28 protein-coding genes and 1 riboswitch are annotated in these 26,623 nt (G+C 48.1%); of the genes, 25 read left to right on the forward strand and 3 right to left on the reverse strand.

What is annotated here, in order from left to right:
• The first annotated feature begins 106 nt into the window (after positions 1-106).
• From FJQ58_RS14590 to FJQ58_RS14695, 22 genes are all read left to right on the forward strand, one after another.
• Positions 107-757: a stage V sporulation protein AA gene (locus FJQ58_RS14590; RefSeq protein ID WP_139994596.1), complete on the forward strand. Its 651-nt coding sequence runs from the start codon at positions 107-109 to the stop codon at positions 755-757.
• A complete protein-coding gene (locus FJQ58_RS14595) occupies positions 750-1,178 on the forward strand; it encodes a stage V sporulation protein AB (protein ID WP_139994598.1) in 429 nt (142 codons plus the stop codon). Before FJQ58_RS14590 ends, FJQ58_RS14595 begins: the two co-directional genes overlap by 8 nt.
• 25 nt (positions 1,179-1,203) lie before the next feature.
• Positions 1,204-2,850 carry a spore germination protein gene (locus FJQ58_RS14600; RefSeq protein WP_139994600.1) on the forward strand — a complete coding sequence of 549 codons (1,647 nt, stop codon included), beginning with the start codon at positions 1,204-1,206 and terminating at the stop codon, positions 2,848-2,850.
• Between the two features lie 131 nt (positions 2,851-2,981).
• Complete coding sequence (gene lysA, locus FJQ58_RS14605) at positions 2,982-4,313, forward strand: diaminopimelate decarboxylase (RefSeq protein WP_139994602.1); 1,332 nt, start codon at positions 2,982-2,984, stop codon at positions 4,311-4,313.
• A gap of 53 nt (positions 4,314-4,366) precedes the next feature.
• The gene (locus tag FJQ58_RS14610; protein WP_139994604.1) at positions 4,367-4,798 is read left to right on the forward strand and encodes a peptidylprolyl isomerase; all 432 of its coding nucleotides are present in this window, start codon (positions 4,367-4,369) and stop codon (positions 4,796-4,798) included.
• A 32-nt stretch (positions 4,799-4,830) separates the two neighbouring features.
• Positions 4,831-5,038, forward strand: a riboswitch (FMN riboswitch).
• A gap of 218 nt (positions 5,039-5,256) precedes the next feature.
• Positions 5,257-6,354 (forward strand): bifunctional diaminohydroxyphosphoribosylaminopyrimidine deaminase/5-amino-6-(5-phosphoribosylamino)uracil reductase RibD, encoded by a 1,098-nt coding sequence (gene ribD / locus FJQ58_RS14615; protein WP_139994606.1) that lies wholly within the window; start codon positions 5,257-5,259, stop codon positions 6,352-6,354.
• A 39-nt stretch (positions 6,355-6,393) separates the two neighbouring features.
• A complete protein-coding gene (ribE, locus tag FJQ58_RS14620; protein ID WP_139994608.1) occupies positions 6,394-7,056 on the forward strand; it encodes a riboflavin synthase in 663 nt (220 codons plus the stop codon).
• Positions 7,057-8,138: 1,082 nt separating this feature from the next.
• Positions 8,139-9,374, forward strand: a complete 1,236-nt coding sequence (locus FJQ58_RS14625) for a bifunctional 3,4-dihydroxy-2-butanone-4-phosphate synthase/GTP cyclohydrolase II (protein ID WP_139994610.1) — start codon at positions 8,139-8,141, stop codon at positions 9,372-9,374.
• Between the two features lie 22 nt (positions 9,375-9,396).
• Positions 9,397-9,867, forward strand: coding sequence for a 6,7-dimethyl-8-ribityllumazine synthase (gene ribH, locus FJQ58_RS14630; RefSeq protein WP_139994612.1), 471 nt, complete (start codon positions 9,397-9,399; stop codon positions 9,865-9,867).
• Between the two features lie 35 nt (positions 9,868-9,902).
• On the forward strand, positions 9,903-10,685 hold the full coding sequence (locus tag FJQ58_RS14635; protein WP_139994614.1) for a segregation and condensation protein A: 783 nt from the start codon (positions 9,903-9,905) through the stop codon (positions 10,683-10,685).
• Positions 10,654-11,256: an SMC-Scp complex subunit ScpB gene (gene scpB, locus FJQ58_RS14640; RefSeq protein WP_139994616.1), complete on the forward strand. Its 603-nt coding sequence runs from the start codon at positions 10,654-10,656 to the stop codon at positions 11,254-11,256. Before FJQ58_RS14635 ends, scpB begins: the two co-directional genes overlap by 32 nt.
• A 58-nt stretch (positions 11,257-11,314) precedes the next feature.
• Complete coding sequence (locus FJQ58_RS14645; protein ID WP_139994618.1) at positions 11,315-12,007, forward strand: DUF2953 domain-containing protein; 693 nt, start codon at positions 11,315-11,317, stop codon at positions 12,005-12,007.
• Positions 11,980-12,471, forward strand: coding sequence for a GerW family sporulation protein (gene ytfJ / locus FJQ58_RS14650; protein WP_139994620.1), 492 nt, complete (start codon positions 11,980-11,982; stop codon positions 12,469-12,471). The genes FJQ58_RS14645 and ytfJ overlap by 28 nt, the downstream gene beginning before the upstream one ends.
• Before the next feature lie 132 nt (positions 12,472-12,603).
• Entirely contained in the window at positions 12,604-13,800 is a 1,197-nt protein-coding gene (locus tag FJQ58_RS14655; protein ID WP_139994622.1) for a D-alanyl-D-alanine carboxypeptidase family protein, read from the forward strand.
• Between the two features lie 70 nt (positions 13,801-13,870).
• Positions 13,871-14,530, forward strand: a complete 660-nt coding sequence (locus FJQ58_RS14660; RefSeq protein ID WP_139994624.1) for a nucleoside recognition domain-containing protein — start codon at positions 13,871-13,873, stop codon at positions 14,528-14,530.
• Positions 14,531-14,555: 25 nt separating this feature from the next.
• Entirely contained in the window at positions 14,556-15,059 is a 504-nt protein-coding gene (locus FJQ58_RS14665; protein ID WP_139994758.1) for a spore maturation protein, read from the forward strand.
• 54 nt (positions 15,060-15,113) lie between these two features.
• The gene (locus tag FJQ58_RS14670) at positions 15,114-15,860 is read left to right on the forward strand and encodes a pseudouridine synthase (protein ID WP_139994760.1); all 747 of its coding nucleotides are present in this window, start codon (positions 15,114-15,116) and stop codon (positions 15,858-15,860) included.
• Between the two features lie 88 nt (positions 15,861-15,948).
• A complete protein-coding gene (locus tag FJQ58_RS14675) occupies positions 15,949-16,479 on the forward strand; it encodes a redoxin domain-containing protein (RefSeq protein ID WP_139994626.1) in 531 nt (176 codons plus the stop codon).
• A gap of 17 nt (positions 16,480-16,496) precedes the next feature.
• Complete coding sequence (resB, locus tag FJQ58_RS14680; RefSeq protein WP_139994762.1) at positions 16,497-18,155, forward strand: cytochrome c biogenesis protein ResB; 1,659 nt, start codon at positions 16,497-16,499, stop codon at positions 18,153-18,155.
• Complete coding sequence (gene ccsA, locus FJQ58_RS14685) at positions 18,152-19,411, forward strand: cytochrome c biogenesis protein CcsA (RefSeq protein ID WP_139994628.1); 1,260 nt, start codon at positions 18,152-18,154, stop codon at positions 19,409-19,411. The genes resB and ccsA overlap by 4 nt, the downstream gene beginning before the upstream one ends.
• Before the next feature lie 27 nt (positions 19,412-19,438).
• Positions 19,439-20,155, forward strand: a complete 717-nt coding sequence (locus tag FJQ58_RS14690) for a response regulator transcription factor (protein ID WP_053376699.1) — start codon at positions 19,439-19,441, stop codon at positions 20,153-20,155.
• Entirely contained in the window at positions 20,156-21,640 is a 1,485-nt protein-coding gene (locus FJQ58_RS14695) for a HAMP domain-containing sensor histidine kinase (RefSeq protein WP_238404059.1), read from the forward strand.
• Positions 21,641-21,752: 112 nt separating this feature from the next.
• Here the strand turns inward: FJQ58_RS14695 and serA are convergent, their stop codons facing one another.
• Positions 21,753-23,345 carry a phosphoglycerate dehydrogenase gene (gene serA, locus FJQ58_RS14700; protein ID WP_139994630.1) on the reverse strand — a complete coding sequence of 531 codons (1,593 nt, stop codon included), beginning with the start codon at positions 23,343-23,345 and terminating at the stop codon, positions 21,753-21,755.
• Positions 23,346-23,585: 240 nt separating this feature from the next.
• Here serA and FJQ58_RS14705 point away from each other — a divergent pair, with 240 nt between their 5' ends.
• Positions 23,586-23,912: a rhodanese-like domain-containing protein gene (locus FJQ58_RS14705; RefSeq protein ID WP_139994632.1), complete on the forward strand. Its 327-nt coding sequence runs from the start codon at positions 23,586-23,588 to the stop codon at positions 23,910-23,912.
• A 16-nt stretch (positions 23,913-23,928) separates the two neighbouring features.
• Here FJQ58_RS14705 and FJQ58_RS14710 read toward each other — a convergent pair whose 3' ends face one another.
• Positions 23,929-24,849, reverse strand: a complete 921-nt coding sequence (locus tag FJQ58_RS14710; RefSeq protein ID WP_139994634.1) for a hypothetical protein — start codon at positions 24,847-24,849, stop codon at positions 23,929-23,931.
• 110 nt (positions 24,850-24,959) lie between these two features.
• Between FJQ58_RS14710 and FJQ58_RS14715 the strand changes: the two genes are divergently transcribed.
• Positions 24,960-25,553: a CPBP family intramembrane glutamic endopeptidase gene (locus FJQ58_RS14715; RefSeq protein ID WP_139994636.1), complete on the forward strand. Its 594-nt coding sequence runs from the start codon at positions 24,960-24,962 to the stop codon at positions 25,551-25,553.
• On the forward strand, positions 25,550-25,792 hold the full coding sequence (locus tag FJQ58_RS14720; protein ID WP_139994638.1) for a hypothetical protein: 243 nt from the start codon (positions 25,550-25,552) through the stop codon (positions 25,790-25,792). The genes FJQ58_RS14715 and FJQ58_RS14720 overlap by 4 nt, the downstream gene beginning before the upstream one ends.
• Here FJQ58_RS14720 and FJQ58_RS14725 read toward each other — a convergent pair.
• Positions 25,773-26,618: a polysaccharide deacetylase family protein gene (locus FJQ58_RS14725; RefSeq protein WP_139994640.1), complete on the reverse strand. Its 846-nt coding sequence runs from the start codon at positions 26,616-26,618 to the stop codon at positions 25,773-25,775. The genes FJQ58_RS14720 and FJQ58_RS14725 overlap by 20 nt on opposite strands.
• Between the last annotated feature and the right edge of the window lie 5 nt (positions 26,619-26,623).

Genomic DNA, 26,623 nt, shown 5'->3' on the forward strand with positions numbered 1-26,623 from the left:
GGTTTTTTCTATTTATTACCTCAAATTGCATGAGTATCCGAATCCTCCTTTTCTCATACTAAAAGGGAAACATACACCAAAGCATAAGCAGAAGGGAAGCTGACAGATGGCTACATCCAAGCAATCGGTCCTCTATCTGCGTTTAAAAAAACGAATCTACATGAAACCGAACCAAAGCGTAACTCTGGGGCAAGCCGCAAGGCTGCTCGCGAAGGACGATGAGATTGAACGGCGATTGAAGGGGCTTGTTCTCTATAAGCATAAGAAAGCGGACGGCAACCGCGTCGTCATCGACCTGCTGCAAATCGTCAAGACGATAAGAGAGCAGGAGGGCAGTCTCACCATTGAGGCCTATGGAGACCCGCAGGTGCTGGTGATGGTAGCGGAGAAGCCTGTTAAACCCCGTATACCAGTGCTAATTTTTGCGTGGCTCTTGTTGTTTTTTGGAGCGGGCTTAGCCATTATGAATTTCCACACCGACGTCAGCATGAAGGAGGTCCATATTCGAATCGTTGAGCTCATTACGGGCAAGCGGACGGAGCATCCTTTATGGTTTCAAATCCCTTATTCGCTTGGCATTGGGCTAGGCATGGTGCTGTTTTTTAACCATTTGTTCCGAAAAAGGTTCAATGAAGAGCCAAATCCGCTTGAGGTGGAGCTGTATATGTACCAAGAGAATGTAAACGCCTATGTCATTGCCGACGAAATGCGCAAAAAGGCGGATTATGATCAGACGCAGGGAAACTCCGATGATTAGCGCAATATCCAACGTATTTGTCGCTTTGCTGGGGCTTGCGGGCGGGCTTGCGGTAGGCAGCGGACTGGTGGCGCTGTTGATCGTATTGGATTTGATCCCGCGCCTTGCCCAAGTCGCGAGCGCCTATCGCATGTCGGTTTGGTTCGAAACGGCCGTGATTTCAGGGTCGCTCTATTGGACGTTTGCAGATTTTATGAACTGGAAGCTTTCTTTGCCCTCCGGAGTTTTTTTGAGTGCCGCGGGATTGATAGACGGCATGTTCGTCGGCATGCTGGCCGCTGCCTTGACCGAGGTGATGAACGTCCTTCCGATCTTGGCCAAAAGAATGAATTTATCTGCTTACATGGTCGGACTTGTGATGGCGATGGTTCTAGGGAAAACATTGGGATCATTATTTGATTGGCTCGTTTTTCAATGGTAACTGAATAAAAGTGGGGTGAGCACGGATGAAAGATGAACAAACGGAGCATGAACACGATAGCAGGGAGAATGGCGCTCCTCCTATTGCTGGGATTTCAGAGGATCAGCAGCGAGAGGAATCCGGCCAAAGCTCGGATAATGGGTTCTTTGCCGGTTCCCAGAAGAAGCCTCAAATTGGAGGCTCCGGCTCGGAGAAAGCAGGCAAGAAAGAAATCACGCCTATACCTGACGAGCTGGATGCCGTTCTCGTAAGGCTGGAGAATGAGATTGGCTACAAAACAAGCTTTGACGTCGTAGTCAGGGAAATGACCTTTGGGGAGCGGCGTACGGCGATGCTATGCATGAATGGCCTCGTTAAAGATTCCCTTTTGACTGATGTATTAATGCGTTTGACTTATCTGGAGCCCCAGGATTTGTCTGTGCACGCCTTTCATTCGTTCCTAGATTTATATGTGCCTGCTGCACAAGTAACGAAGGAAGAGGACTGGAACAGCATGCTGACGGGTGTGCTCTCCGGTGGAACGGCGTTGTTCATCGACGGGGAATCGAGCGTTGTCATGATCGATGCCAAGGCTTTCCCTGCAAGGGGGCCGGAGGAACCGTCGCTTGAGAAGGTCGTACGCGGCAGTAGGGACGGCTTCGTGGAGACGCTGATGGTAAACGTATCTCTTGTTCGCAGACGGCTGCGCGACCCTCAACTGCGCTATGAGATTGTGCGGGTAGGCGAGCGGACACAAACGGATATTTGCATCGCGTACATTGAAGATATCGTGGACAAAGAACTTCTGAAATCGATTAAGGACAAAATTTCGATGGTCAAAATCGACGGCTTGCCGCTTGCCGACAAGCAGCTGGAGGAGGCAACCGTCAAACGGGGCTGGAATCCGTTCCCTCTCGTACGCTATTCGGAGCGGCCGGACACGGTGGCGGCACATTTGCTCGAAGGATATGTCGCCGTATTCGTCGATACATCGCCGAGCGTCATGACATTGCCGACCACCTACGCGGATTTAATGCAGCATGCCGAGGAGAACCGCCAGACGCCGTTTATTGGCACCTATTTACGGTGGGTAAGATTTATCGGTATTTTTGCCTCGTTGTTCATGCTTCCGCTTTGGCTGCTCTTTGTTATGCATCCGGAGCTTAAGCCGCCGGCATTGGAGTTTCTAGGACCAAACAAGACAGCTAAGCTTCCGCTCGTTGTTCAGTTTCTTCTCGCGGAAATCGGAGTGGACCTGCTGCGAATGGCATCGGTGCATACGCCTACCTCCCTTGCAACGGCAATGTCCTTGGTGGCGGCGATATTAATCGGAGATATAGCCGTGCAAACCGGTATTTTCGTGAACGAGGTTATTTTGTACATGGCGGTTGCGGCCATCGGCATGTTTGCGACACCCAGCTACGAGCTTGGACTGGCAAACCGCATCGTGCGTCTGGTTTTAATTATTGCGGTGGCCGCCTTCAGTGTTCCCGGCTTCGTCATTGGGACAACGGCCATCATGCTTCTTCTCGTAATGGAGCGTTCGTTCAACCGTCCCTATATGTGGCCGCTCATACCTTTTGACCTCCGGGCGCTTTGGAGTATCATTATTCGCCAGCCCGTGTTATACAACCGAACAAGGCCTAACAATTTAAGAGCTCAGCAGCGGGATAAGATGCCGGAGACGGAGTAGATTCATAAAATGCAAATGAAATGTGGATTTATCCATTTCGCATGGCGGGTAGATTGCGTTATACTTGTGCTATTGATGCAAATTCTATCCGTTCTATCTGCCAGCAGATAGAAGAAAGCTGAGGGGAAATTATGTACCTGCATGGAACTAGTAAAGTTAACACTAAAGGGCATTTGGAGATTGGCGGCTGCGATGTAGCTGATTTGGCTGCACAGTTCGGTACGCCACTTTATATTGTGGACGAGGCACTCGTTCGTCAACGCGCTAGCGAATACGTCGAGGCGTTCAAAGCATCGGGACTTCGCTTTCAAGTAGCTTACGCCAGCAAGGCGTTCAGCGTAATGGCAATGTGCGCGATTGCCGAGCAAGAGGGGCTTTCGCTTGATGTCGTATCTGATGGCGAGCTGTACACAGCTATGCAAGCAGGCTTCCCTGCTGAACGCATTCACTTCCACGGCAATAACAAAACACCCGAAGAAATCAACATGGCGCTTGATGCGGGCATCGGCTGCTTCGTGGTTGACAACTTTATGGAGCTCCAGCTTCTTAATGCGCTTGCGGGCGACAAAGGGAAAAAAGTGAATATTTTGCTTCGTATTACACCAGGTGTAGAAGCTCATACCCATGATTACATCTCCACGGGCCAACAGGATTCCAAGTTTGGCTTTGACCTTGGCAATGGTGCTGCGAAGCAAGCGATTCAAGAAGCTTTGTCCTTGACTAACCTTGTTATTTTGGGCGTTCACTCCCATATCGGTTCGCAAATCTTCGAGGTTGAAGGTTTCCGCATGGCAGTGGACAAGGTTGCAGATTTCGCCGTGCAAATTCGCAACGAGCTGGATCTAACGTTCAAAGTTATCAACCTTGGCGGCGGCTTTGGCATTCGTTACGTGGATGGGGATACGCCATTGCCAATCAGCGAGTATGTTGCAGCTATTACAGGAGCAATCATTACGAACTTCACCAATGCGGAATTCCCGCTGCCTGAAATTTGGGTAGAGCCGGGCCGCAGCATGGTCGGCGATGCAGGAACGACATTGTACACCGTCGGCACCAGCAAAAACATCCCGGGCGTTCGCAAATACATTGCGGTTGACGGCGGTATGACGGACAACCCTCGCCCAGCGCTTTACCAATCCAAATACGAAGCTGTACTTGCTAACCGCGCCAATGAGCCCATTCAAGAAACGGTTTCAATCGCGGGCAAATGCTGCGAGAGCGGCGATATGCTAATCTGGGATTTGGAATTGCCTAAAGCTGAAAATGGCGACCTGCTTGCTGTTTTCTGCACAGGTGCTTATAATTATGCCATGGCGAGCAACTATAACCGTATTCGTCGCCCAGCCGTTGTTTTCGTAAAGGACGGCCAGGCAGACCTTGCAGTTAAGCGGGAATCGCTTGAAAATATCGTATGTAATGATGTCATTCCGGCAAGACTTCAAAAATCATCGCTTGCGAAATAAGGGCGAAATTGGTAACGTAGTCTTATCCGGATAAAAGAAAGGTAGATGCAGCAATGGCAAAACAAGCAAAAATCACACTAGCAAACGGCGGAGAAGTTCTTATTGACCTATTCGATCAAGATGCTCCCAACACAGTAGCAAACTTCGAGAAGCTTGCTACCGACGGTTTCTATAACGGCCTCACGTTCCACCGTGTTATTCCTGGCTTCGTCGCACAAGGCGGATGCCCTAACGGTACAGGTACTGGCGGCCCTGGTTACCAAATTGATTGTGAAATCAACCCGAACAAGCATGAGCGCGGTACGCTTGCGATGGCACATGCCGGTCGCAACACAGGCGGAAGCCAATTCTATATCGGTTATGCTCCACAACCACATTTGGATGGCGGACATACGGTTTTTGGCAAAGTTTCGAAGGGCATGGAGTTTGTTGACGCATTAAAAGGCGGAGACAAAATGGAAAAGGTTGAAGTCGAAAGCATTTAATGATAAGATATCAACTATAAATATGTAAGTGCAGCATCCTTCGGGGTAGGTGAGATTCCTAACCGGCGGTGATCGGGATGGTACAGGGTGATCGGATAACCGAAACCCTGTGCTTCTCGTCAGTCCGTGACCCGGTCTAAGGAGCTTTTATTTCGGTCATACCGAATGGAAGCGAATTGGAACGGTGGACCTGGTGAAACTCCGGGACCGACAGTACAGTCTGGATGGGAGAAGGAGATGCTTCGACAGCTATAACAATTGGCTTATTTGTTTGTGCTTAATTTCACATACAATTTAAGTTTGTTTTTTAGCGTATTCACAAACCGTTAACGCAATATTTGCGAATAAGGTAGGAGTCGGCTTTTAAAACCGACAACGCCGATCGGTTTTGTCGTAGATCTCGAATACTCTTTCATCACCCTTGTCGGATCGTTTGCCGATAGGGGTGTTTTTTGTATATGGACATATTAAACGATGAGTATTATATGAGTTTGGCTCTGGATATGGCGGCCAAAGCTTCCGGGCAAACAGGAATTAACCCTGTCGTTGGTTGTGTCGTTGTCAAGGATGGAAGAATTATCGGCCTCGGCACGCATTTGAAGCGAGGCACAGGCCATGCAGAAGTTCATGCTTTGCAAATGGCTGGTGATGAGGCGGAAGGCTCAACCGTGTACGTGACGCTGGAGCCATGCAGTCATTTCGGCAAAACACCGCCATGCTGCGAACGCATTATAGCTGCGAAAGCAGCGAGAGTGGTAGTCGCAAGCGGCGATCCAAACCCTGAGGTGTCAGGTAGGGGGATCGCAAGGCTGCGTGAAGAGGGAATTGAAGTTACGGTAGGAGTAATGGAACAGCAATCCCAACAAATGAACGAAAAATTCAATAAATACATTACAACTAGAATTCCTTTTGTCACTTTGAAAACCGCAAGCACGCTAGATGGCAAAATTGCTTCCAAAACAGGCGACAGCCGCTGGGTAACAGGCACAACAGCGCGCGAGCAGGTTCATACGCTGCGCCATCAGCATGAAGCCATCATGGTCGGAATCGGAACGGTACTCGCAGATGATCCTCTGTTAAATACCAGAGCTGCGGTTCCTGCCATTAATCCGGTAAGAATCATCGTGGATTCCCAGCTTCGATTGCCGCTAAGCGCTAGAGTAGTGACAGATCGTACGATTCGTACCATTGTTTTAGCTTCCGCTCAGGCAGACGAAGCAAGGAAACTGGCGCTCGAAGCTGCTGGAGTAGAAGTCGTGCTTTGCGGCAATGATGCTCAGGTGGATTTAACCGCAGGTATGAAAAAGCTTGGCGAGTTGGAAATCGGCTCCATTCTCCTTGAGGGCGGCGGCCAGTTAAATGGAGCCATGCTGGCAGCAGGCCTTATCGATAAGATTGTCCTTTATTACGCCGCTAAAATTATCGGAGGCGCAGCAGCGCCAGGAACGTTTACATTCGCCGGTTTTGACAAAATGGCAGATGCCGTTCAGTTGGATCGCGTCAGTGTCGAAATGGCCGGCGAGGATATCCGTATTTCGGGTTACCCGATGTATTAGAAGCAGGCTGTTTAATCGGCCTGATTAGGGAGGAAGCCCATGTTTACCGGTTTAGTGGAAGAAGTAGGCAAAATGAAAGGAATCAAGAAGCAGGGTGAAGCCATGCGCCTTGTGATTGGAGCGTCTCTGGTAACGGAGGGCGTTTTGCTCGGTGACAGTATTTCGGTCAACGGCGTTTGCCTGACGGTAACGTCCTTTGATTCGACGTCGTTCTCGGCAGATGTAATGCCTGAAACGTATCGCAAATCGAACCTTTGCGAGCTTCGGACGGGGGAACGCGTAAATCTGGAGCGAGCCATGCAAGCGGGCGGGCGATTTGGCGGCCATATCGTACAGGGCCATATTGATGGCACCGGTAAAATAATCAACCGCGAGACTGATGCCAATGCCGTCGTCTTTAAGGTCCAACTGGATGAGGGAGAACTGCTCCGTTATGTCATTCCAAAAGGGTCCATCACCATTGACGGCATCAGCCTTACGGTCGTAGACACCGCATCCAATACGTTTACCGTCTCGATCATACCGCATACGCTTGCCCAGACCGCCCTTCAGCACAAGCACGCGGGCGATACCGTTAACATCGAAAACGATGTCATAGGAAAATACGTTGACCATCTGCTCCATTTCAAGCAGCCAGATTCGTCGGCGAAGAAGGAGTCCAGACTCAGTACATCATTTCTGATGGAGAATGGATTTTTGTAAAAGTAAATGAGTTCGTTGTTATGTGAATAGGCGGAATTTTTAAAATGGGCTCTGCCCTTAAGTTTTTTTACGTAAACTTCGTTAAAAAGAAGGATTAACGGGATTTTCTCCATCTAATTCGTCTAATTTGGCTAAATCTCATCAATTAGTGGGAAAACCTCCCGTTAATTCAGACGAAAAAGCATGATATGCGCTATATTGGTCCAGATTAACAGGATAAATTCCAGCTAATAATATTATTCATTCATAACTTGCCAAACTAACGGGAGTTTTTCCAGTTAATTGTCATCAAAATTAGCGTATCGCGCAGTGAATAAAGTCGTCAATAGTCTTATGAGTAACATCGATCCAACGTAAAGCGTTTCACGAAGTGACGAAAGCGATCCCCACCCAACTGTACTCACGAGCGGCTGAATAACGCCAAGGTTAGTCCAATTGCAGGTGTCCAGAGGACGCAGTCCTCGGGGCCCTCCCTTGGAAGGGAGGGTTTGGGTGGGTTCGAAGTCACTACGTAAAGCGGGTCACGCAGTGACGAAAGCGATCCACCGTCCAACCGCTCTCACGAACAGCTGAGTAACACCAAGGTTAGTCCAATTGCAGGTGTCCAGAGGACGCAGTCCTCGGGGCCCTCCCTTGGAAGGGAGGGTTTGGGTGGGTTCGAAGTCACTACGTAAAGCGGGTCACGCAGTGACGAAAGCGATCCACCGTCCAACCGCTCTCACGAACAGCTGAGTAACACCAAGGTTAGTCCAGTTGCAGGTGTCCAGAGGACGCAGTCCTCGGGGCCCTCCCTTGGAAGGGAGGGTTTGGGTGGGTTCGAAGTCACTACGTAAAGCGGGTCACGCAGTGACGAAAGCGATCCTCCACCCAAGTTTTCTCACGAGCGACTGAGTAACACCAAGGTTAGTCCAATTGCAGGTGTCCAGAGGACGCAGTCCTTGGGGCCCTCCCTTGGAAGGGAGGGTTTGGGTGGGTTCGAAAATCTTCTCATTGTTCTATTAAAAAAAATACAGAAAAAAACCTTTGAAGGCAAGGTAGAAGCCTTACCAAAGGTTTGGTTGTCACAAAGGAGGGAATCCCATATGGAACAAACAGATAAAACCCCATTCGATCGGATTGAAGATGCGCTTGAGGACCTCAAGCTTGGGAAACCGGTTATTGTTGTAGATGACGAGGACCGGGAGAATGAGGGGGACTTGATCGCACTTGCCGAGAAAAGCACGCCGGAGGTCATTAACTTCATGATTTCGGAAGCGCGCGGTCTCGTATGCGTGCCGATTACGCAAGAGCGTGCAGAGCAGCTTGATTTGCCGCCGATGGTTACGCATAACACGGATTATCACGGAACAGCTTTTACCGTTTCTGTGGATTACGTAGGAACGACAACCGGTATTTCCGCTCATGAACGGTCGGAAACCGTCAAGGCGCTTATCGATCCGACGACCAAAGCATCGGATTTCCGGAGGCCTGGCCATATTTTCCCGCTAATCGCAAGATCGGGCGGAGTGCTCCGTCGCGCTGGCCATACGGAAGCGGCTATTGATTTGGCTGTGATGTGCGGTTCCGCCCCAGCAGCTGCCATTTGCGAAATTATTAATGAAGACGGAACGATGTCTCGTTTGCCCGAGCTGATTGCCTTTAAAGAAAAGCACAACCTAAAGCTGATTACGATTCAAGAGCTGATCCAATATCGCAATGCGATGGAGAAGCTGGTGGAGCGCGCAGTAGATGTGAAGCTGCCAACGGATTTTGGAACATTCCGTGCGATTGCTTATACCAATATCGTTGACAACAAAGAGCATATTGCCCTTGTCAAAGGAGATATTGATCCTGAACGTCCGCTGCTTGTCCGGGTGCATTCGGAATGCTTGACTGGCGATGTGTTTCATTCCCACCGTTGTGACTGCGGTCCGCAGCTTGAAGCGGCTCTCAAGCAAATTGAAGATGCGGGAAGCGGAGTGCTTCTTTATATGCGTCAAGAAGGAAGAGGCATTGGCCTGATTAACAAATTAAAGGCATATGCTCTGCAAGAAGAAGGACTAGATACTGTAGATGCAAATTTAAAGCTTGGCTTTCCGGCCGATTTGCGCGATTATGGTATAGGCGCACAAATTTTGAAAGATCTTGGCGTTCGCCAAATGCGCTTGCTAACGAATAACCCGCGTAAAATTAAAGGGCTTGAAGGCTACGGGCTGGAAGTCGTGGAGCGCGTTCCGATTCAAATGGCCGTTAATGTAGATAATCAAGAATATTTGCGTACCAAAAAAAATAAGCTTGGACATTTGCTAAGCTCTGAGGGAATCGACTATATTATTTAACATACGGAGAGGAAGATGACAAATGGCACGTATTTATGAGGGACATTTAGTATCGGAAGGTTTAAAATATGGAGTAGTCGTAGGACGTTTCAACGAATTTATCTCAAGCAAGCTTCTGGGAGGCGCACTTGATGCATTCAAACGCCATGGCGCACAGGATTCTGACGTAGAGGTAGCTTGGGTACCAGGCGCATTCGAAATTCCGTTAATCGCACAAAAAATGGCGGAAAGCGGAAAATACGATGCGGTCATTACACTTGGCGCCGTTATTCGCGGTTCAACGCCGCATTTTGATTTCGTATGCAACGAGGCTGCTAAAGGCGTGGCGGCAATCGCGCTCAAAACGGGAATTCCAACGATTTTCGGCGTGCTGACCGTAGACTCGATCGAACAAGCGATTGAACGTGCGGGCACGAAAGCAGGCAACAAAGGTTATGAAGCAGCAGCCAGCGCAATTGAAATGGCAAATTTGACGAAGCAATTGCAGGGCTAAGCAGGGAAGTTAAGGCTAGGCGGGAGGAAATGTAAGTGTCGATGCTTTATAAGCTGGATTCTTTTGAAGGGCCGCTTGATCTATTGCTTCACTTGATCGACAAATCCGAGATCGATATCCATGAAGTCTCTATCAGCGAGATTACAATTCAATATATGGATTACTTGCATGCGATGACGGAGCTGGAGCTGGAGGTTACGAGCGAGTTTTTGGTCATGGCGGCAACCCTTTTGGCGATAAAGAGCAAGCAGCTCCTTCCAAAGCCTCCCGTATTTGAGGATGAGTATGATGAGGATTGGCCTGATGATGGACTGGATCCTCGTGATGAGCTTATCCAGAAGCTCGTGGAATACCGGAAATTCAAGAAAATAGCCGAACAGCTGCGCGAGAAGGAATTCGAGCGCAGCCTTGTCTATTCAAGGGAACCTGAGGATATGACCCCCTTCATGAAGGAAGAGAAGGTTAATCCGGTCGAAGGACTCCATGTTTCGGATTTAATCGTTGCCTTTCAGAAGGCGCTGCGTCGAGCGGCAAGGCGAAACGTCGTATCAACGGTTCAAAGGGATGAAATATCGGTGAAAGACCGGATTCGCGATATCGTCGAAGTGCTCAAACAGTTTGAAACGGTGCAATTCTCGCGTCTCATACGTGAAAATATGGACAGGCACGAAATCGTAGTCACCTTTCTGGCGATACTGGAGCTAATGAAAATGAAGCATATTCGTTGTTTCCAGCATCAGTTGTTTGACGATATTGTCATTCATTGGAAAGGAGAGTTGGCGGAAGTTGGATTATCAGAAGTTGAAGACGATTATTGAAGGACTCCTGTTTATGGCGGGTGACGAAGGACTGACGAAGCGTCAGCTCGCTGATATAATGGAGCTGGATGCTGACTTAGCCTCAGACTTGGTTTACGATTTGCAGCGTGATTTGGAGCGCGAGGGACGCGGCATTCAAATCGCAGAGGTTGCAGCCTCGTATCGACTGACCACTCATTTGGATCATGCTCCTTATTTTGAACGTATGGCATACACCCCTACGCGATCGCAACTCTCTCAGGCTGCTCTGGAGACCCTTTCCATCGTAGCATATCAACAGCCCATCACGAGAATAACGATTGAGGAGATCCGAGGCGTGAAAAGCGACAGAGCTATTCAATCGCTCGTATCGAAGGATTTGATTGAAGAGGTTGGAAGAGCAGAGCAAATAGGACGACCGATTTTGTACGGAACAACGAAATCATTTTTGGATTATTTTGGCTTGCCTTCAATCAAAGAGCTTCCAGAGCCGGGCAACGTCGATCTTGACGACGCGCTCGAGGAACAGACTCAGCTTCTGTTCGATCGTTTGGACAGCAGACAAATGACAATTGAAGAAATAAAAGAATGAGATTTGACCGCCGGGTCATACTATATTCAACCCATATAAGGGAAACGGAGGAAGCATCATGATGCTCGGTTACCCCTACGGTTGGAAAACGGCGGCCGGTCTCTTTTTTTTGTTCATTTTAATCATAATCTTGCGGTCTAAAGTTGTCATCAAAGGGCATCTGAAGCGGGTAGGAAGCGATGATGACGCAGAATTGAACATCAAGGCGCTTTATGGAATCATACGGTATCGCTATAAAGTGCCGATCGTTTTGTTCACCGGTACATCCGTCCAACTAAAGGAGCAGGTTTCGAAGACAAAAGCGGGAATCGATACTTGGAAACAATATAATGAGGAAATTGATGCAGAGAAGGTCGCCAGAACGATTGATAAATTCAAGCATCTGCTTCATATGACGAGGAATCTGAAGGGGTGGGCGAGAAAAACGCTTACGAAAGTGCATCTGCTGGAATGGAACTGGACTACATTTGTCGGTACAGGGGATGCGATGTGGACGGCGATGACGACTGGCGCAGTCTGGTCAGTCAAAACGTCCATTATAGGACTTCTTTCGCAGATGGTAAAATTAAAATCGGAGCCGAAGATGAATGTACAGCCGATTTACCAAGGCGCAGCCTTCCGAACCGAATGGTCATGCATAGCTCAAATCCGCTTCGGTTATGCTATTCTTGCCGGACTGCAACTGCTGGTCCGGATGAGGAAAACGAAAGGAGGCGTCAAAGCATGGCAGAACATCCTATTCAAGGCTTAATGCAAACCGCAATGGAAAATATTAAAGAGATGGTTGACGTCAATACGATTGTAGGCGATCCGGTTCAGACGCCGGACGGAAGCATTATTATGCCAATATCGAAGGTGGGCTTCGGCTTTGTAGCCGGGGGCAGCGACATACGGCTGGATGATGCCGACCATAAAAATGGAACGCAATCGGATGCGCATCATGCATCTGTATCCATGCCGTTCGGCGGAGGAAGCGGAGGCGGTGTATCGATTACGCCAATCGCGTTCCTTGTCGTTGGCACGCATGGCGTCAAGATCGTGCCTCTGGATAATCAAACCCATCTGCTGGAGCGGGTCATTGATTCGGCACCGCATGTGTTTGACAAGATCCAGTCGATGATGAAGCAACCATCAAATGCTGGCACTTCATCCTATGTTGACACCCCGCAAACCGTGGTTAGCGAACGGATCGAAGCGAACGATCACCTCTTATGACAGAACTGCCCGAGAGGGCAGTTTTTCATTTTTAATTGGCTGTTTTCGTCTAGAGCGGCAAGTACAAGCATATACTGAAATATAAAATCAGAAGCATTTTCTACTAACGCTTGGAGAGGGGCTAGATTGGACATGTATTATATCAAGGTAAAGCGAATTCTGCTATTGGGCTTGATGACCGTCGTATTAGCGGGAACTAGCCGTTTGCCAGCAGCATACGCTAAGCCGTCTACTTTGTTTACGAACGCCAAAGCCTCAGCGCTAATTGATGTTGAATCAGGCAGAATTTTGCATAGCAGCAATGGGGATACGCCGATGAGAATAGCCAGCTTAACTAAGATCATGACAGCTATCGTAGCAATTGAGCACGGGAAGCTGACGGATATGGTAAAAACGAGCAAGCGGGCCGTCGGCAAAGAAGGCTCATCTATTTATCTGCAGCTCAATGAGGAAATGAGCCTCCTGAATATGCTTTACGGGCTGATGCTGCGATCAGGCAATGACGCGGCAACAGCTATCGCAGAACATGTAGGCGGCACAGAAGAGGGATTTGTCCATCTGATGAATGAGAAGGCAACCTTCATAGGCTTAACCCATTCTCAATTTAAAAATCCGCATGGCCTTGATGAGGAAGGGCATTTCTCCTCAGCCAATGATTTGGCCAAGCTAACCGCCTATGCGTTAAAAAATGATGTGTTCGCCCAAATCGTGAGCACGAAAATCAAAAAAGTGCCTAATCCCCACGAGAACTGGGAATACAGTTATACGAATAAAAATAAAATGCTCACGATGTATGAAGGTGCGGATGGCGTGAAAACCGGATATACGAAAAAATCACTTCGATGTCTGGTGAGCTCTGCTACAAGGCAAAATCAACAGCTTGCAGCAGTAACCATCAACGATAGCGATGATTGGGCCGACCATCGCAAGATGCTGGACTGGGGCTTCGGAAATTATCCTTTGCAGGAAATAGCAGCTAAAGGACAAGCAGTTTCTGGATATCCGTATGTCGCAGGCCAGTCCTTCAAATACCCGATAGCTGAAGAGGAAACTGGGATGATTCAGTCTCGCTTGGTTTTGAATGACGCGGCATCGACTCGTTATTTGCTAGGCGAGCGAGGAATGTTGGAATGGTACATGAACCAAGCCAAAATAGGAGCTGTCCCACTTTATGATAGCGGAAGCAGCAGATTGCAGCTATCAACAACCTCAAGACAAACGATGCAGACATTAGCTGATTTTAGAAAGGCTTCTGGGCAAGGAGGCAATGGTCATAAAGTACTCTTTCACTCCATTGCCAAAGTGGTAAACGCACTATTCGAGCATTAGTATGGCTGTTAAGCGCGGGAGACGCTGATCAGTTGTTAGAGTTAGGTGCATAGATGGGGAGGCGTGCAGCATGGTCAATTGGATTTGGTTGTTTTTTATCGTAGCTAGCGTTGTAGTAGCTGCGATAACTGGAAAAATGGATGCAGTGACGCAAGCCGCCTTTGATGGAGCAAAATCAGGCGTCACTGTTAGCTTTGGCTTAATCAGCATCATGGTCTTTTGGCTTGGGATGATGCGAATTGCGGAGGACGCAGGGTTATTGCAGAAGCTTGCCCGCATGCTGGGCCCAATCGTGCGCAAGCTCTTTCCCGATGTTCCCCGCAATCATCCAGCCATTGGCTACATAATGAGCAATTTGAGCGCAAATCTGTTCGGACTTGGTAATGCCGCGACACCGATGGGAATAAAGGCGATGCAGGAGCTGCAAAAGCTCAATCCGGATCCGGCTACGGCTACGCCAGCAATGTGTACGCTATTAGCTTTGAATACGTCCAGCATTACAATCATACCGACGACGCTTATCGCTATCCGAATGAATTATGGCTCAGCAAACCCTGCTGAAATTATTGGCACGACGCTTGCCGCCACCTTTATTGCGACTGGCGCGGCCATCCTTGCCGATCAATGGTACAGACGTAAGTCACCGCCTCCGAACTTTACGAACTTACCTTCAAAGCAGTCCGCAATCAAGGCGGCTACACCAGCAGCCGGAGGTGAGCCGGTTGTATAATCTTTTTACTAGCCTGTCCGCATGGATGATTCCAGCAATTATTGTCTTTATTCCTCTTTATGCGGCATTAAGGCGGAAGGTTCCTGTTTATGAAACCTTTGTCGAGGGCGCCAAAGATGGTTTTGGAACGGCCATTAATATTATTCCTCATTTGGTTGGAATGATGGTTGCAATCAGCATGTTCCGCTCCTCTGGCGCTTTGGAGCTAATGCTATCCGCAGTGCGACCGCTATTTGACTGGGCGGGAATACCGAGCGAGGTACTTCCGCTTGGTATTTTGCGCCCGTTAACAGGTGCGGGCTCATTAGCTTTTACGACCGATTTGATTCAAACGTATGGGCCGGATTCCATGATCGGAAGAATTGCTTCAACTATCCAAGGCAGTACAGATACGACTTTATATGTATTAACGGTTTATTTCGGGGCAATTGGCATACGAAGGACTCGATATGCTTTAAAAGTAGGTTTATTCTCAGATACAGTTGGTTTTTTAGCGGCTATTTTCATTTGCTTATACATATTCGGGTAGTGAAGCTTGTACTTTGTTCTCCATATCGTTATGATGGAGATTGAGGTGAAAGCATTGGAACGTTTACAGAAAATATTAGCCGCAGCGGGAGTAGCCTCCCGTCGCAAATGTGAAGAAATGATTTTGGCAGGCATAGTGGAGGTTAACGGAGAGAAGGTTACGACGCTTGGAGTCAAGGCAGATCCGGCAGTGGATACCATTACCGTTAACGGCAGAGCCATTAGGAGCGAGAAGAAGCTCTATCTTATGCTTAACAAATCCAAAGGCGTCATTACAAGCGCCAAGGATCCGCAGGGCCGTAAAGTGGTCTCGGATTTTTTGCCAGGCATTAAGGAAAGAGTTTATCCGGTCGGTCGATTGGATTATGATACGGAAGGTCTTCTGCTCCTAACGAATGATGGCGAATTCGCCAATTTGTTAACGCATCCAAGTCATCACGTACCGAAAACCTATCGCGCAACGGTCAAAGGGGTTCCTCACGGCACCGCGCTTGAGAAGTTGGAGAAGGGAATTAAGCTCGAGGACGGTATGACTGCTCCTGCGGTGCTTGAGTATCACGATGTGGATACGGACGGGAATGAAGCAACGATTACGATTACGATTTTTGAAGGCCGGAATCGGCAGGTTAGGCGTATGTTTGAAGCAATTGGACATAAGGTAACTCGTCTGAAGAGAATTCGATTTGGTGAACTTGGTCTTGAGAATCTGGGCAGAGGCAAGTATCGCCATTTGACGCCGCAGGAAATCAAAGAACTGCTTGATATTGCGAATAGCAAGACACATAAAGTTCATAAAAAGTAATCGACGGCGGCAGTTATTGCCGTCGACTTTTCGTTATAATGATAGTATTCGAGAGCTCTGCATAGAGAAGCTGGTGGTGAATTTAATTATGGGAAAATCACGCAAGACGGTACAAATTTGTATCCTAATTGCCGTCTTGATCATAGGTGGATATGCGATAGGGTCTACCTTGTTTGCTGCGGAAGACAAAGGTCCTCTCAAAGAGGGCAGCATCCCTCCCGAATTCGAGCTCGTTGATCTGGAAGGGAATAAGCAAAAGCTGTCTGACTATGAAGGCAAGGCCGTCGTCGTCAACTTTTGGGGAACTTTCTGTCCGCCATGTGTGAAGGAAATGCCGGAGTTCGAAAGGCAATATGCAAAATGGAAGGATCAGGGCCTTGTAATTCTCGCTATTAATTTAAGCGAGGATACGTTAACCGTGAACAACTTTGTTCGCCGCTTTGATTTGAATTATCCGATTTTGCGCGATGTTAATCGTAAAACGGAACGAAGCTATGGGCTGAAATCATACCCAACTACTTTTTTCATCAAGCCGGATGGCTCGATTATGGAAATTAAAGTAGGCGGCATGACGGAAGTGGATATTGATGAACGGATTGAACGGCTTCTTCAGCTGTAGGAGGTTTTACTGTGTTAGTGGTTGAAAACACAAAATGCGAGTGCGGCCATCAAAATGCGGTCGGCACCGTACTTTGCGAGAGCTGCGGCAAGCCGCTCGAAAACAATGATATTTCGGATCTCCCTCTGGAGATGCGTTACGACGGGGTAGCCCGCCGTTCGCAAAAAAGCAATCCGAGCTATATCGATAAGATTTGGAACTTTTTCTCATCCGTTAAGATCGCTATTTATTTGATTGTGATCACGTTTCTGACGGCTATGCTGGGGACGATTTACCCGCAAGAGAACACCTTTATCAACAATTTCGACCCATCGGTTTATTACGAAGAGACGTATGGGCTGCCAGGCAAGCTTTATTATTTGTTCGGTTTGTCGCATACGTATGAATCCTGGTGGTTCATTGGGTTGCTCGTCATGATCGGCACATCGCTTGTTATTTGCAGTTTGGACCGAGTATTGCCTTTGTATCGGGCGCTTAGCAAACAGCAAATTCGCAAGCATTTGCAGTTTATACACCGCCAAAAAACGGTGTACAAGCAAACGATCGACGGGGATGAAGAGAAATGGGTGGAGCAGTTCGGGGCTCAGTTGAAGAAAAAGGGCTATCGGATTCATCGCGACGGTTCAGCGCTGCTTGCCGAGAAAAACCGATTCAGCCGCTGGGGACCTTATATTAATCATATCGGTCTCATTTTGTTTCTGCTGGCTATTCTGGCAAGAAGCATTCCAAGCTGGCAAATGGACAGCTACATAACGATTCCTGACGGCGACACCGTGCAAATCGCCAATACGAATTATTTTGTGAAAAACGAAAAATTCACCGTGGAGTTTTATACGGATGAGGAGCTGCCGGACAAGCTGAAAGGAACGGCACGAGCCAAGTTGTTCGAAACGAAGGCGGTGCTGTATGAATGCGAGAGCAGCTGCAATGACCAATCACAGCAGCCTGTTCTTAAAGAAGTGAAAAGACATGATATCATCGTCAATGAACCTCTGAAGTACAAAGGCTTGAAGCTTTACCAATTTGACTTTGATACGACGCCGAGGCTAAATGCGGTTCATCCGATTCTTATCAATAAGCAAACAGGTGAGAAATACGGACCGTTTGATCTGCCGATGAAGGATTCGGCACTCCAGCATAAGCTTGGGCCGTATACGCTAGACCTATACGCGAATTACATGGAATTCGCCATTGGAGACAACGGCGAGCCAACGACATTGTCGCGTGAACCGAATGCGCCTGCATTTGTCTTCACCGTGAAGGGTCCTGGATTAGATCCGGATGGCGAGCCTTACATGTATTTCCCGATGCAAAAGGATAAGGTGAAATTTTCACAAGATGCGATTAACCATGCAATAGCGGATAAAATTGAAATTCGAGTTGACGGGATGGAAAACGTAGATTTTTCAGAAGCATCAACCTATTTGAACGTCCGGATGGATAAAGCGCTGCCTTATGTTTGGATCGGTGCATTTTTCTCCATGATCGGCCTACTGATGGGTTCCTATTGGCAGCACCGCCGCATTTGGCTGCGGGTTGACGAGGGACAACTTTCATTAGGCGCTCATACAAACAAAAACTGGTACGGTATGCGCTCGGATGTTGCGGGAGCGCTTCAAAAAATAGGGATAACCGTAGATCCGAAGTCGCTTGATAACGGAGGGAACAACGCGTGAGTTTAGTTGATTTTAGCAGCGACGCCTTTATAGTCGCATTTTTTCTTTATTGTTTTGCCTTTATGTTTTATGTGATTGCGATTGCGGGCAAGAAATGGAGCAACCGTGATCCCATCCAGCATGAGAAGCGCTGGGGAAGGATCGCCTTCATTACGTCCAGCTTGGGGCTTGCGTCCCATTTGACCTTCTTCTTTACACGCTGGGCGGGAAGCGGACAAATTCCTACCAGCAACATGTATGAGTTTATGACTTTTCTTGGCATGTCGATCATGATTGCATTTACGATTGTATATGCCATTTACAGAAAAGCGTTGCTTGGCATGTTCTCCTTGCCGCTGACCGTTATTATCGTTGCTTATGCCTCTGTGTTTCCGCAAGAGGTCCAGCCATTAATACCGGCTCTCAATAACTACTGGCTGAAGGTGCATGTGACGACAGCTGCGCTTGGCGAAGCTTTCTTCGCGGTCGGTTTTGCGGCAGGCTTAATGTATTTGCTGCGGGTCGTCGATTTCAAAGGGAAAACAAAAGAAGCGAAGAGATCCCAGTTCTGGGTCGAATTCTCTTTATATTCCATCATTTTGATTGTAGGTTTTATCGTGGCCGTATTTGCATTCCGCGGTATGGGGTATGAGGCGGAATTCGTACAGCAAAAATCAGTCATCGATGCGAAGGGAATCGAGACGACGACAGAGGAGACGGTGTATTACACGCTGCCGCCTATCGTTAAGCCTTACAACAGCGACACCGTTAAGTTTGATTCCTTCCTTGGGATGAGCGAGCCGATCTTTGAAGCTCCTTACTGGATGAACGGTGCGAATTCCGGACGCAAGCTGAATACGGTAGTTTGGTCCGTTATTGCAGGAACCCTGTTATATGGATTGCTTCGCCTAGTGTTCCGTAAGCCTCTTGGCGCTGTCATCCATCCGGTTATGGAAGGCGTTGACGCGGAAGATTTGGATGAAATCAGCTATCGCGCGATCGCCATTGGATTCCCGATCTTTACGCTTGGGGCCTTAATCTTTGCTATGATCTGGGCGAATATCGCCTGGGGCCGCTTCTGGGGTTGGGACCCGAAAGAAGTATGGGCGCTTATCACTTGGCTTTATTACAGTGCCTATTTGCATTTCCGCTTATCGCGCGGCTGGCAAGGGCATCGCTCGGCTTGGCTTGCGGTCATTGGTTTTGTCGTTGTATTGTTTACGCTGGTAGGGGTTAACCTTGTTATTGCGGGCTTACATTCCTACTCAGGCGTTTAGTCTATGATTCGAGAGGAGTAATACGCTATGTCTGATTATTCAAGCCGAATTTTGGTCGTAGATGATGAAGAACGGATTCGTCGCCTGCTCAAAATGTATTTAGAGAAGGAAGGCTACACGATCGACGAAGCGGAAGATGGCGAGACGGCGCTAAGATTGGCGTCTAACACGGATTACGCGCTCATCTTGCTGGACGTGATGCTTCCTGGTATTGATGGCGTTGAGGTATGCTCACGCTTGCGTCAGGTCAAGGCTACTCCCGTCATTATGCTTACGGCAAAAGGCGAGGAGATGAACCGAGTGCAAGGCTTTGAGGTTGGCGCTGATGATTACGTCGTTAAGCCTTTCAGCCCGCGCGAGGTCATCTATCGCGTGAAAGCCATATTGCGCCGGTCTTCGGCGACTGCGTTCCTGACGAAGGAAATCAATTCGAGCAATAACATCGTATTCCCTCACCTGGTGATCGAGCATGACGCGCATCGTGTAACCGCGGGAGGACAGGAAGTTAGCTTAACTCCTAAGGAGTATGAGCTGCTTCATTATTTGGCTGTGTCGCCGGATAAGGTGTTTTCCCGTGAGGAACTGCTTAAGGACGTTTGGAACTATGAGTTTTTTGGCGATTTACGAACGGTAGATACTCATGTGAAACGGCTTCGTGAGAAGCTGAACAAAGTATCTCCGGATGCAGCGTCGATGATTACAACAGTATGGGGCGTCGGCTACAAGCTTGAGGTGCCTAAGTAAATGGGCATGTGGCAGCGTTTGGCCGGAAAGCTGTGGCGCAGCGTAGTTGGGAAGCTTTGGGCGACCATTATGCTGCTCGTGGCTGTCGTATTGCTTATTGTGGGGGTATTTCTTCTTCAATACGTGGATATCTGGTTCGACGATAATTCGCATGACAGCTCGCATCAGGTAAAAGTTTTGTTTGTATTTACGGCGATTATCGGATTTCTCTTATCCACCTTTTTTGCATTTTTCCTTTCAAAAAAAATCCAGCAGCCGCTGCTCCAGCTCAAAGATGCGGCTGTCTCCATCTCTCAAGGGAATTACAGTACGCGAGTGAATATCCGCTCTAGCGATGAGATTGGTGAACTGGCGGACACGTTCAACCATATGACGGAGCAGTTGGATAAACTTATTCATGACTTGAACCATGAGAAAAACCATTTGGCAAGCATTTTGCGAAGCATGGGCGACTCTGTCATTACGTTTGATGCGGACGGCAAAGTGATTCTTACCAACCCAAGCGGACATTTGCTAATAAACCAATGGTCTGGCGTGGAGCTTGCGTGGCAGGAAGATACGCCTGATGCAATAGCCTCGAAGTCAGAGGTTCCTTTGCCGTTACGGGAGTTGTTCCAAACCGTCATGGAAGAAGGGCGGGATGCGACGGATAAGCTTCATGTCCTAAGCAGCGTCTGGTCTGTGGTAATGGCCCCTTTGCAGTCAAAAGGAGTAGTCCGCGGAGCCGTGGCTGTGATTCGGAATGTAACCGAGGAGCACAAGCTGGAGAAGCTAAGAAAAGACTTTGTAGCTAACATATCCCATGAGATCCGAACGCCGCTCTCCATGCTGCAAGGCTACAGCGAGGCACTTCTGGATGATATTGTCGTATCGGAAGAAGACCGCAAGGAGCTTGTACAGGTCATCTATGACGAATCACTCCGTATGGGCAGACTCGTCAATGATTTTCTTGACATCGCCAGAATGGAAGCTGGCCATGTGGATATGAATTTCCAAGAAGTCGATTTAAGGCATGTCGTGAAGCGCGTTCATCGCAAGTTCCAGGTATACGCAAAAGAGCGCGAAGTGAAGCTGCTTGCCGAGCTGCCGCGAGAGCCTTTGTCCGTGAAGGAAGCGGACGAGGACCGTTTGGAGCAGGTGCTGACTAACCTGCTTGACAATGCGTTACGACACACCCCTTCCGGAAAGTCGATAACCATTGGCGGCAAGCAAGAGACGGTTAATGGCAGCCAGTATGTTCAGCTGAGCGTCAGAGACGAAGGACAAGGCATTCCTTCTGAAGATGTGCCCTATATATTTGAACGCTTCTACAAGGCGGATAAAGCGCGTAAACGCGGTTCGTCAAGCGGGACAGGACTCGGCCTAGCCATTGTCAAAAACTTGATTGATTTGCATCAGGGGCGAATTGTTGTTGAGAGCAGTGCGGGTGCAGGCACCTCGTTTACGCTGCTTATTCCTGTCGAAGCCCATCAATCGTTGTCATAGCGTTCCTTCGGGAACGCTTTTTTTGTAGAATGCAGCAGATAATTCTTGTTGCTCGTGAAACAAAAAAAGAGCCAACCGGATCACGCCGGTTGGCTCTTGCATTATCTATTCATTAAAATAGAGTAATTTCCTTAGCTGTATTCAGCTCTGGCATGCTTGTAAGCTGCTCAAGTACGTCTTTAGGAGTAGCCTTATCGACTCTAAGCACCATAATAGCTGAACCGCCAACAAGCTGGCGTCCTACTTGCATCGTAGCGATGTTCACGTCATTATTCCCTAGAAGCGTACCTACCCGGCCGATAATACCTGGCTTATCATTATGCGAGATCAGAATTAGATTGCCCTCTGGCGTGACGTCAACAGGGAACTTATCGATTTGTACGATACGAGGTCCGTAACCCGTCAGCAATGTGCCGGATACGACACGCTCTTCCTTCTTCGTACGAAGGGATACGGTGACGAGATTTGTGAAGTCCTTGGATGCGTGCGATTTTTGGACGACAATGTTCACGTCGCGTACCTTAGCCAGATGAAGCGAATTTACAACGTTTACTTGCTCGGAACCAAGGTGGTGTGCAAGTACGCCGCGTACAATATGGCGTGTTAGCGGCTGAGTATCAACCTCTGCAAGCTCTCCGGCGAAGCCAACGACGATTTCTGTCACTGCGCCTTCTGTCGATTGAGCAATGAAGCTGCCAAGTTTCTCGCCAAGCGTAAAGTATGGCTGAAGGATGCTTTGCAGATTCGCAGGAATCGGAGGCATGTTAACCGCATTGATAAACGGCTCGTTGCGAAGAATGTGAAGCACTTGTTCCGATACGTCGATCGCTACGTTTTCTTGTGCTTCTACTGTCGATGCGCCAAGATGAGGCGTGACGATGATTTTTGGATGAGTAAGGAATGGATGATCCTCAGCAGGAGGCTCCACTTCAAATACGTCAAACGCAGCACCAGCTACGATACCTTCATTAACGGCATCAACCAATGCGATTTCATCAATAATTCCGCCGCGCGCGCAGTTGACGATCCGCATGCCTGGCTTCATGACTTCGAATTGCGCTTTGCCGATCATATGACGAGTTTCCGGTGTTAGCGGTGTATGTACCGTCATGAAGTCCGCGTTACGGACAATGTCGTCAACGCTAGCTAGCTTTACGCCAATTTTCTCAGCTCTTTCTTCTGTCATAAACGGGTCATAACCCATAATTTCCATACCGAAAGCTTTAGCGCGTTTAGCAACTTCGCTGCCGATACGGCCCATTCCAAGCACGCCAAGCGTTTTGCCGCGAAGCTCAACACCGAGGAAGGATTTACGGTCCCATGTACCATTAACTGTTTTCATATAGGCTTGCGGGATGTGGCGGGCAACGGCCATCATCATTGCAAACGTGTGCTCGCAAGTCGTAATCGTATTGCCGTCTGGCGCGTTGATTACAATAATACCACGCTGTGTAGCTGCTTCGAGGTCGATGTTATCGACGCCTACGCCGGCGCGGCCAACCACTTTAAGCTGCTTTCCAGCTTCCATAATCTTTGGAGTTACGCGCGTTTGGCTGCGAACGAGCAACGCATCGTATTCGCCAATAATGGCTACCAATTCGTCTTCGCTTAATCCAGGTTTTTTGTCGACTGCGACATCTGACGCCTCAACAAGCTGCTGAATGCCCAAATCGCTGATTGGATCGGAAACTAACACTTTAAACATGTGAAGTATGCCTCCTAAAATGGGGCGAAGCTTAAAGGCTTCGCTGAATATGAACAGAAAAACCCTCGACCCGGCACCGTTGTGCAGCAGCGGGACGAGAGTTTGATCATCGATCGTAGACTTTTCTATTTTAATGCAAGGTGGCGGACAAAAGCAATCCTCAAACTTGCTGAATTGTGAAAATTTCGTTATGATTCAAGCATCATAAGTGTCAAAACGCGACATGGGAGGTCATTATATATGAATAACTGGCAGGAAGTGACGGCTCAATACGTGCTGGAGCTGTTGGATAATGGAAACATAGATGGAAATCAAATTATAGATGTGAGAGAAGGATTTGAGTGGGAATTTTATCATTTAGAACCTTCTGTTCTCATTCCGATGAATACAATACCCGAGCGCCTAGGTGAGATCGATGGAGGCAAGCCTCTGTACATCGTGTGCGCTCATGGCGTTCGCAGCGCTGCCGTATGCAATTATTTAGAAGAACAAGGCTATAGCAGCCTCCACAATGTTGCCGGTGGCATGGCAGCTATAGCCTCGTTAAAAGGTTTTCAATATGATTGATAAGTGAAAGAATGGATTAGTTCGTCTCTACGGAAAAGAAAGGAAGCTGAGGCAGCAAGGGCTTCTGGTATAGTGTGGACATGCTAGCCAAAAAATCGCCCGAACGCACGGCCTCGGTATTGATCAGAAGATCGACCACGGATGACAAGGTGTGGAGCTTCATTTTTGAGGCTTGTCCCGACACGACAAATTCGTCCACCCGACTCGTTAAATCCTGAGGATAATAAGTGGTTAGCTTCTTTCTTGTCATCAGTTGATCCGACATGAGCTTGTTTTTCACTGTGATCGATAGATTTTTCCATTGGTTGAGCTCAAGCATCGCGGGTGACGTATACTCGGATGGAATGTCGGTATTGACGGTGGCTGCCCATTTCAGCATGGCTGAATAGTAAGCTTGCTGGGCAGTCAAGGCGAACAGCGAAGCAGACTGATAGGTTTTTTCTTGCTCAACATTTTTTTTCAGTTCTGCAGTCGTCAACGTTTTGGCGCTGGTGGCTGCTTTCAATGATGCCTCATTAAAGAGCTTAAGACTGCGTATGTAGCTGATCTGTGATTGCCCAAGCAATGGGGATCTTTGCATATCGACAGAACTTGCTTCCTTCGCTTTGTCATCGGCCAGGCTGGCGAGATCTTTGAACATCGAAGTTGCTTCATTTGTTTTTCCTTGCGATAATTTGTTCATAGCTGCAAACCATTCGTTTTGAAATTCACGATAAGGCAAAAATACAGTATGATAGAAAGATACTAAATCCTGCTGCTGGTAAGGGGTTGCGGCAGAAGCTGCAAGGGCAGATCCTTCATCGGCGGCTGCGTATTTTTCTTCTGTCTTGTCTTTGCCGATTTGAATCCCATAGAAAAAAGCGCCTACTGTGCAAATGAGCATAAACACAAATCCAACACTGAATAACATTGCGGTTGTCGTTAATCGTTTTTCCATCTCTCTCTATCTCCTTCTGTGCAAGAAAAATAATGCTGTCGATTTGTTCTATCAGTATAGGTGAAAAGGTAAAAAAAGAAAATACGAACGTTCCAGACAGGCGGGAAGCTATGAAGAAGTTTGATATTCGAAATATTCGCGTGCGCAAGGTATCTGTCGACGAGCTGGATGACCGCATGCTGCTAATTAATTTATACGCCACGCAGGCGATTACTTTTATTATCGGTTTAATATGGGTTTTATTTCAGCATCAAAATGTAATCCGTTTGTTTACTCCACCAAAGGGGCTTGAATTTGTCTATTGGGGAGCAGGTCTAGCAGCCGCGGTTATCGTTGTTGATTTGTTGATTTCGCGGTTTGTGCCGGAAGAAGCAAGCGATGATGGCGGGGTGAATGACCGGATTTTCCGCACGCGACCGGTATGGCATATTGCCGTCATATCCCTCGTTGTCGCGATATGCGAAGAGCTGCTCTTTCGGGGAGCAATACAACATGCCATTGGGCCCTATTGGACGAGCATTATTTTTGCTACTATTCATGTAAGGTATTTAAAGCACTGGATACCTACGGGCCTTGTTTTCTCGATTAGCTATGGCCTAGGTTGGATCTATATACAGTCTGGTTCGATTTTGGCGCCAATTATCGCGCATTTTCTCATTGATTTTATTATGGGGTTGATTATACGATTCAGGAGGGAGTCATGACCAGGAAAGAAAAATTTGGAAGTTCGCGGGCAGCAAGACAACATGGAAAAGCGGCAGAGCCGCCTGACATCGAAACGAATTCCAATGAGGGAGAGGATCTGCCGCCAAGGCGAAAGAGACATCCTTCGAGCAATTATAAGGTAACGAAATGGTATTACAACCTGTTGTTTGTTCTATTTGTCAGCCTGGTTGGCGGACTGTTCTGGTATGGTGTGAAATTTACGAATCAAGCGCAATAGAAGCCGGATTTATAAAACCGTAGCCTTTATTTTCAAGCGCAGTGAGCAGTTCATCAAGGGCATCGGCTGTCCATTCTAGCTCATGCATCAGGATGTTAGCTCCGGGATGCAGCTGCTCCAGAACATTTTGGATGACGACTTCCGGTTTATTTTTTGCGGATTTATCCCAGTCTAAAGACCCATTGGACCACGTCATGAATAGCATGCCGTGGTTTTTTGCTGTTTCTTTCACTAAATCGCCGCCAGATCCATACGGTGGCCGGAAGAAAAGCGGTTTTTTGCCGATTAAAGCATCAACATCCTTTTGGACGTCGCCAATTTGTTTTTCGACAACTGCCTTCGTTTCTTTTTTGAGGTCAATATGGTCCCACGAGTGGTTCCCGACGGCCTGGCCTCTCTCATCAATAAGCTTTAGCAATTCGGGATTTTGTTTGACTCGATAGCCATTAACGAAAAAGATAGCTTTAGCCTTATGCTTGTCAAGCGTATCGAGAATGCTAGTGAGCACGGTTTCATTATGTGGCCCGTCATCGAAGGTAAGCAATACCACATCTTTTGGAGCAGACTCTTCAATAGGCACAAACCGAAAAACTTTGTTCATTTGATAAAGCTTTGCGGCTGGGACTTCTTCCTCAAGGACGGGGGACGCTTCCGGCATTGGCGTAACGGCTGCCGGACTTGAAGTAGGAACGGAAATAGTCGTTTCTGTAGTTGCAACTGCAGGTATATCTTTCTTCAATGTATTTTCAGTTTGCTGCTGTGCTGTGCAGCCTGCAAGCATTGCCGCGAGCAGCAAGGGAGTCAATAACTGCCATTTTCTAATCATCGTGG

This window comes from Paenibacillus paridis (genome assembly GCF_006345825.1).
Taxonomy (GTDB): domain Bacteria; phylum Bacillota; class Bacilli; order Paenibacillales; family Paenibacillaceae; genus Pristimantibacillus; species Pristimantibacillus paridis.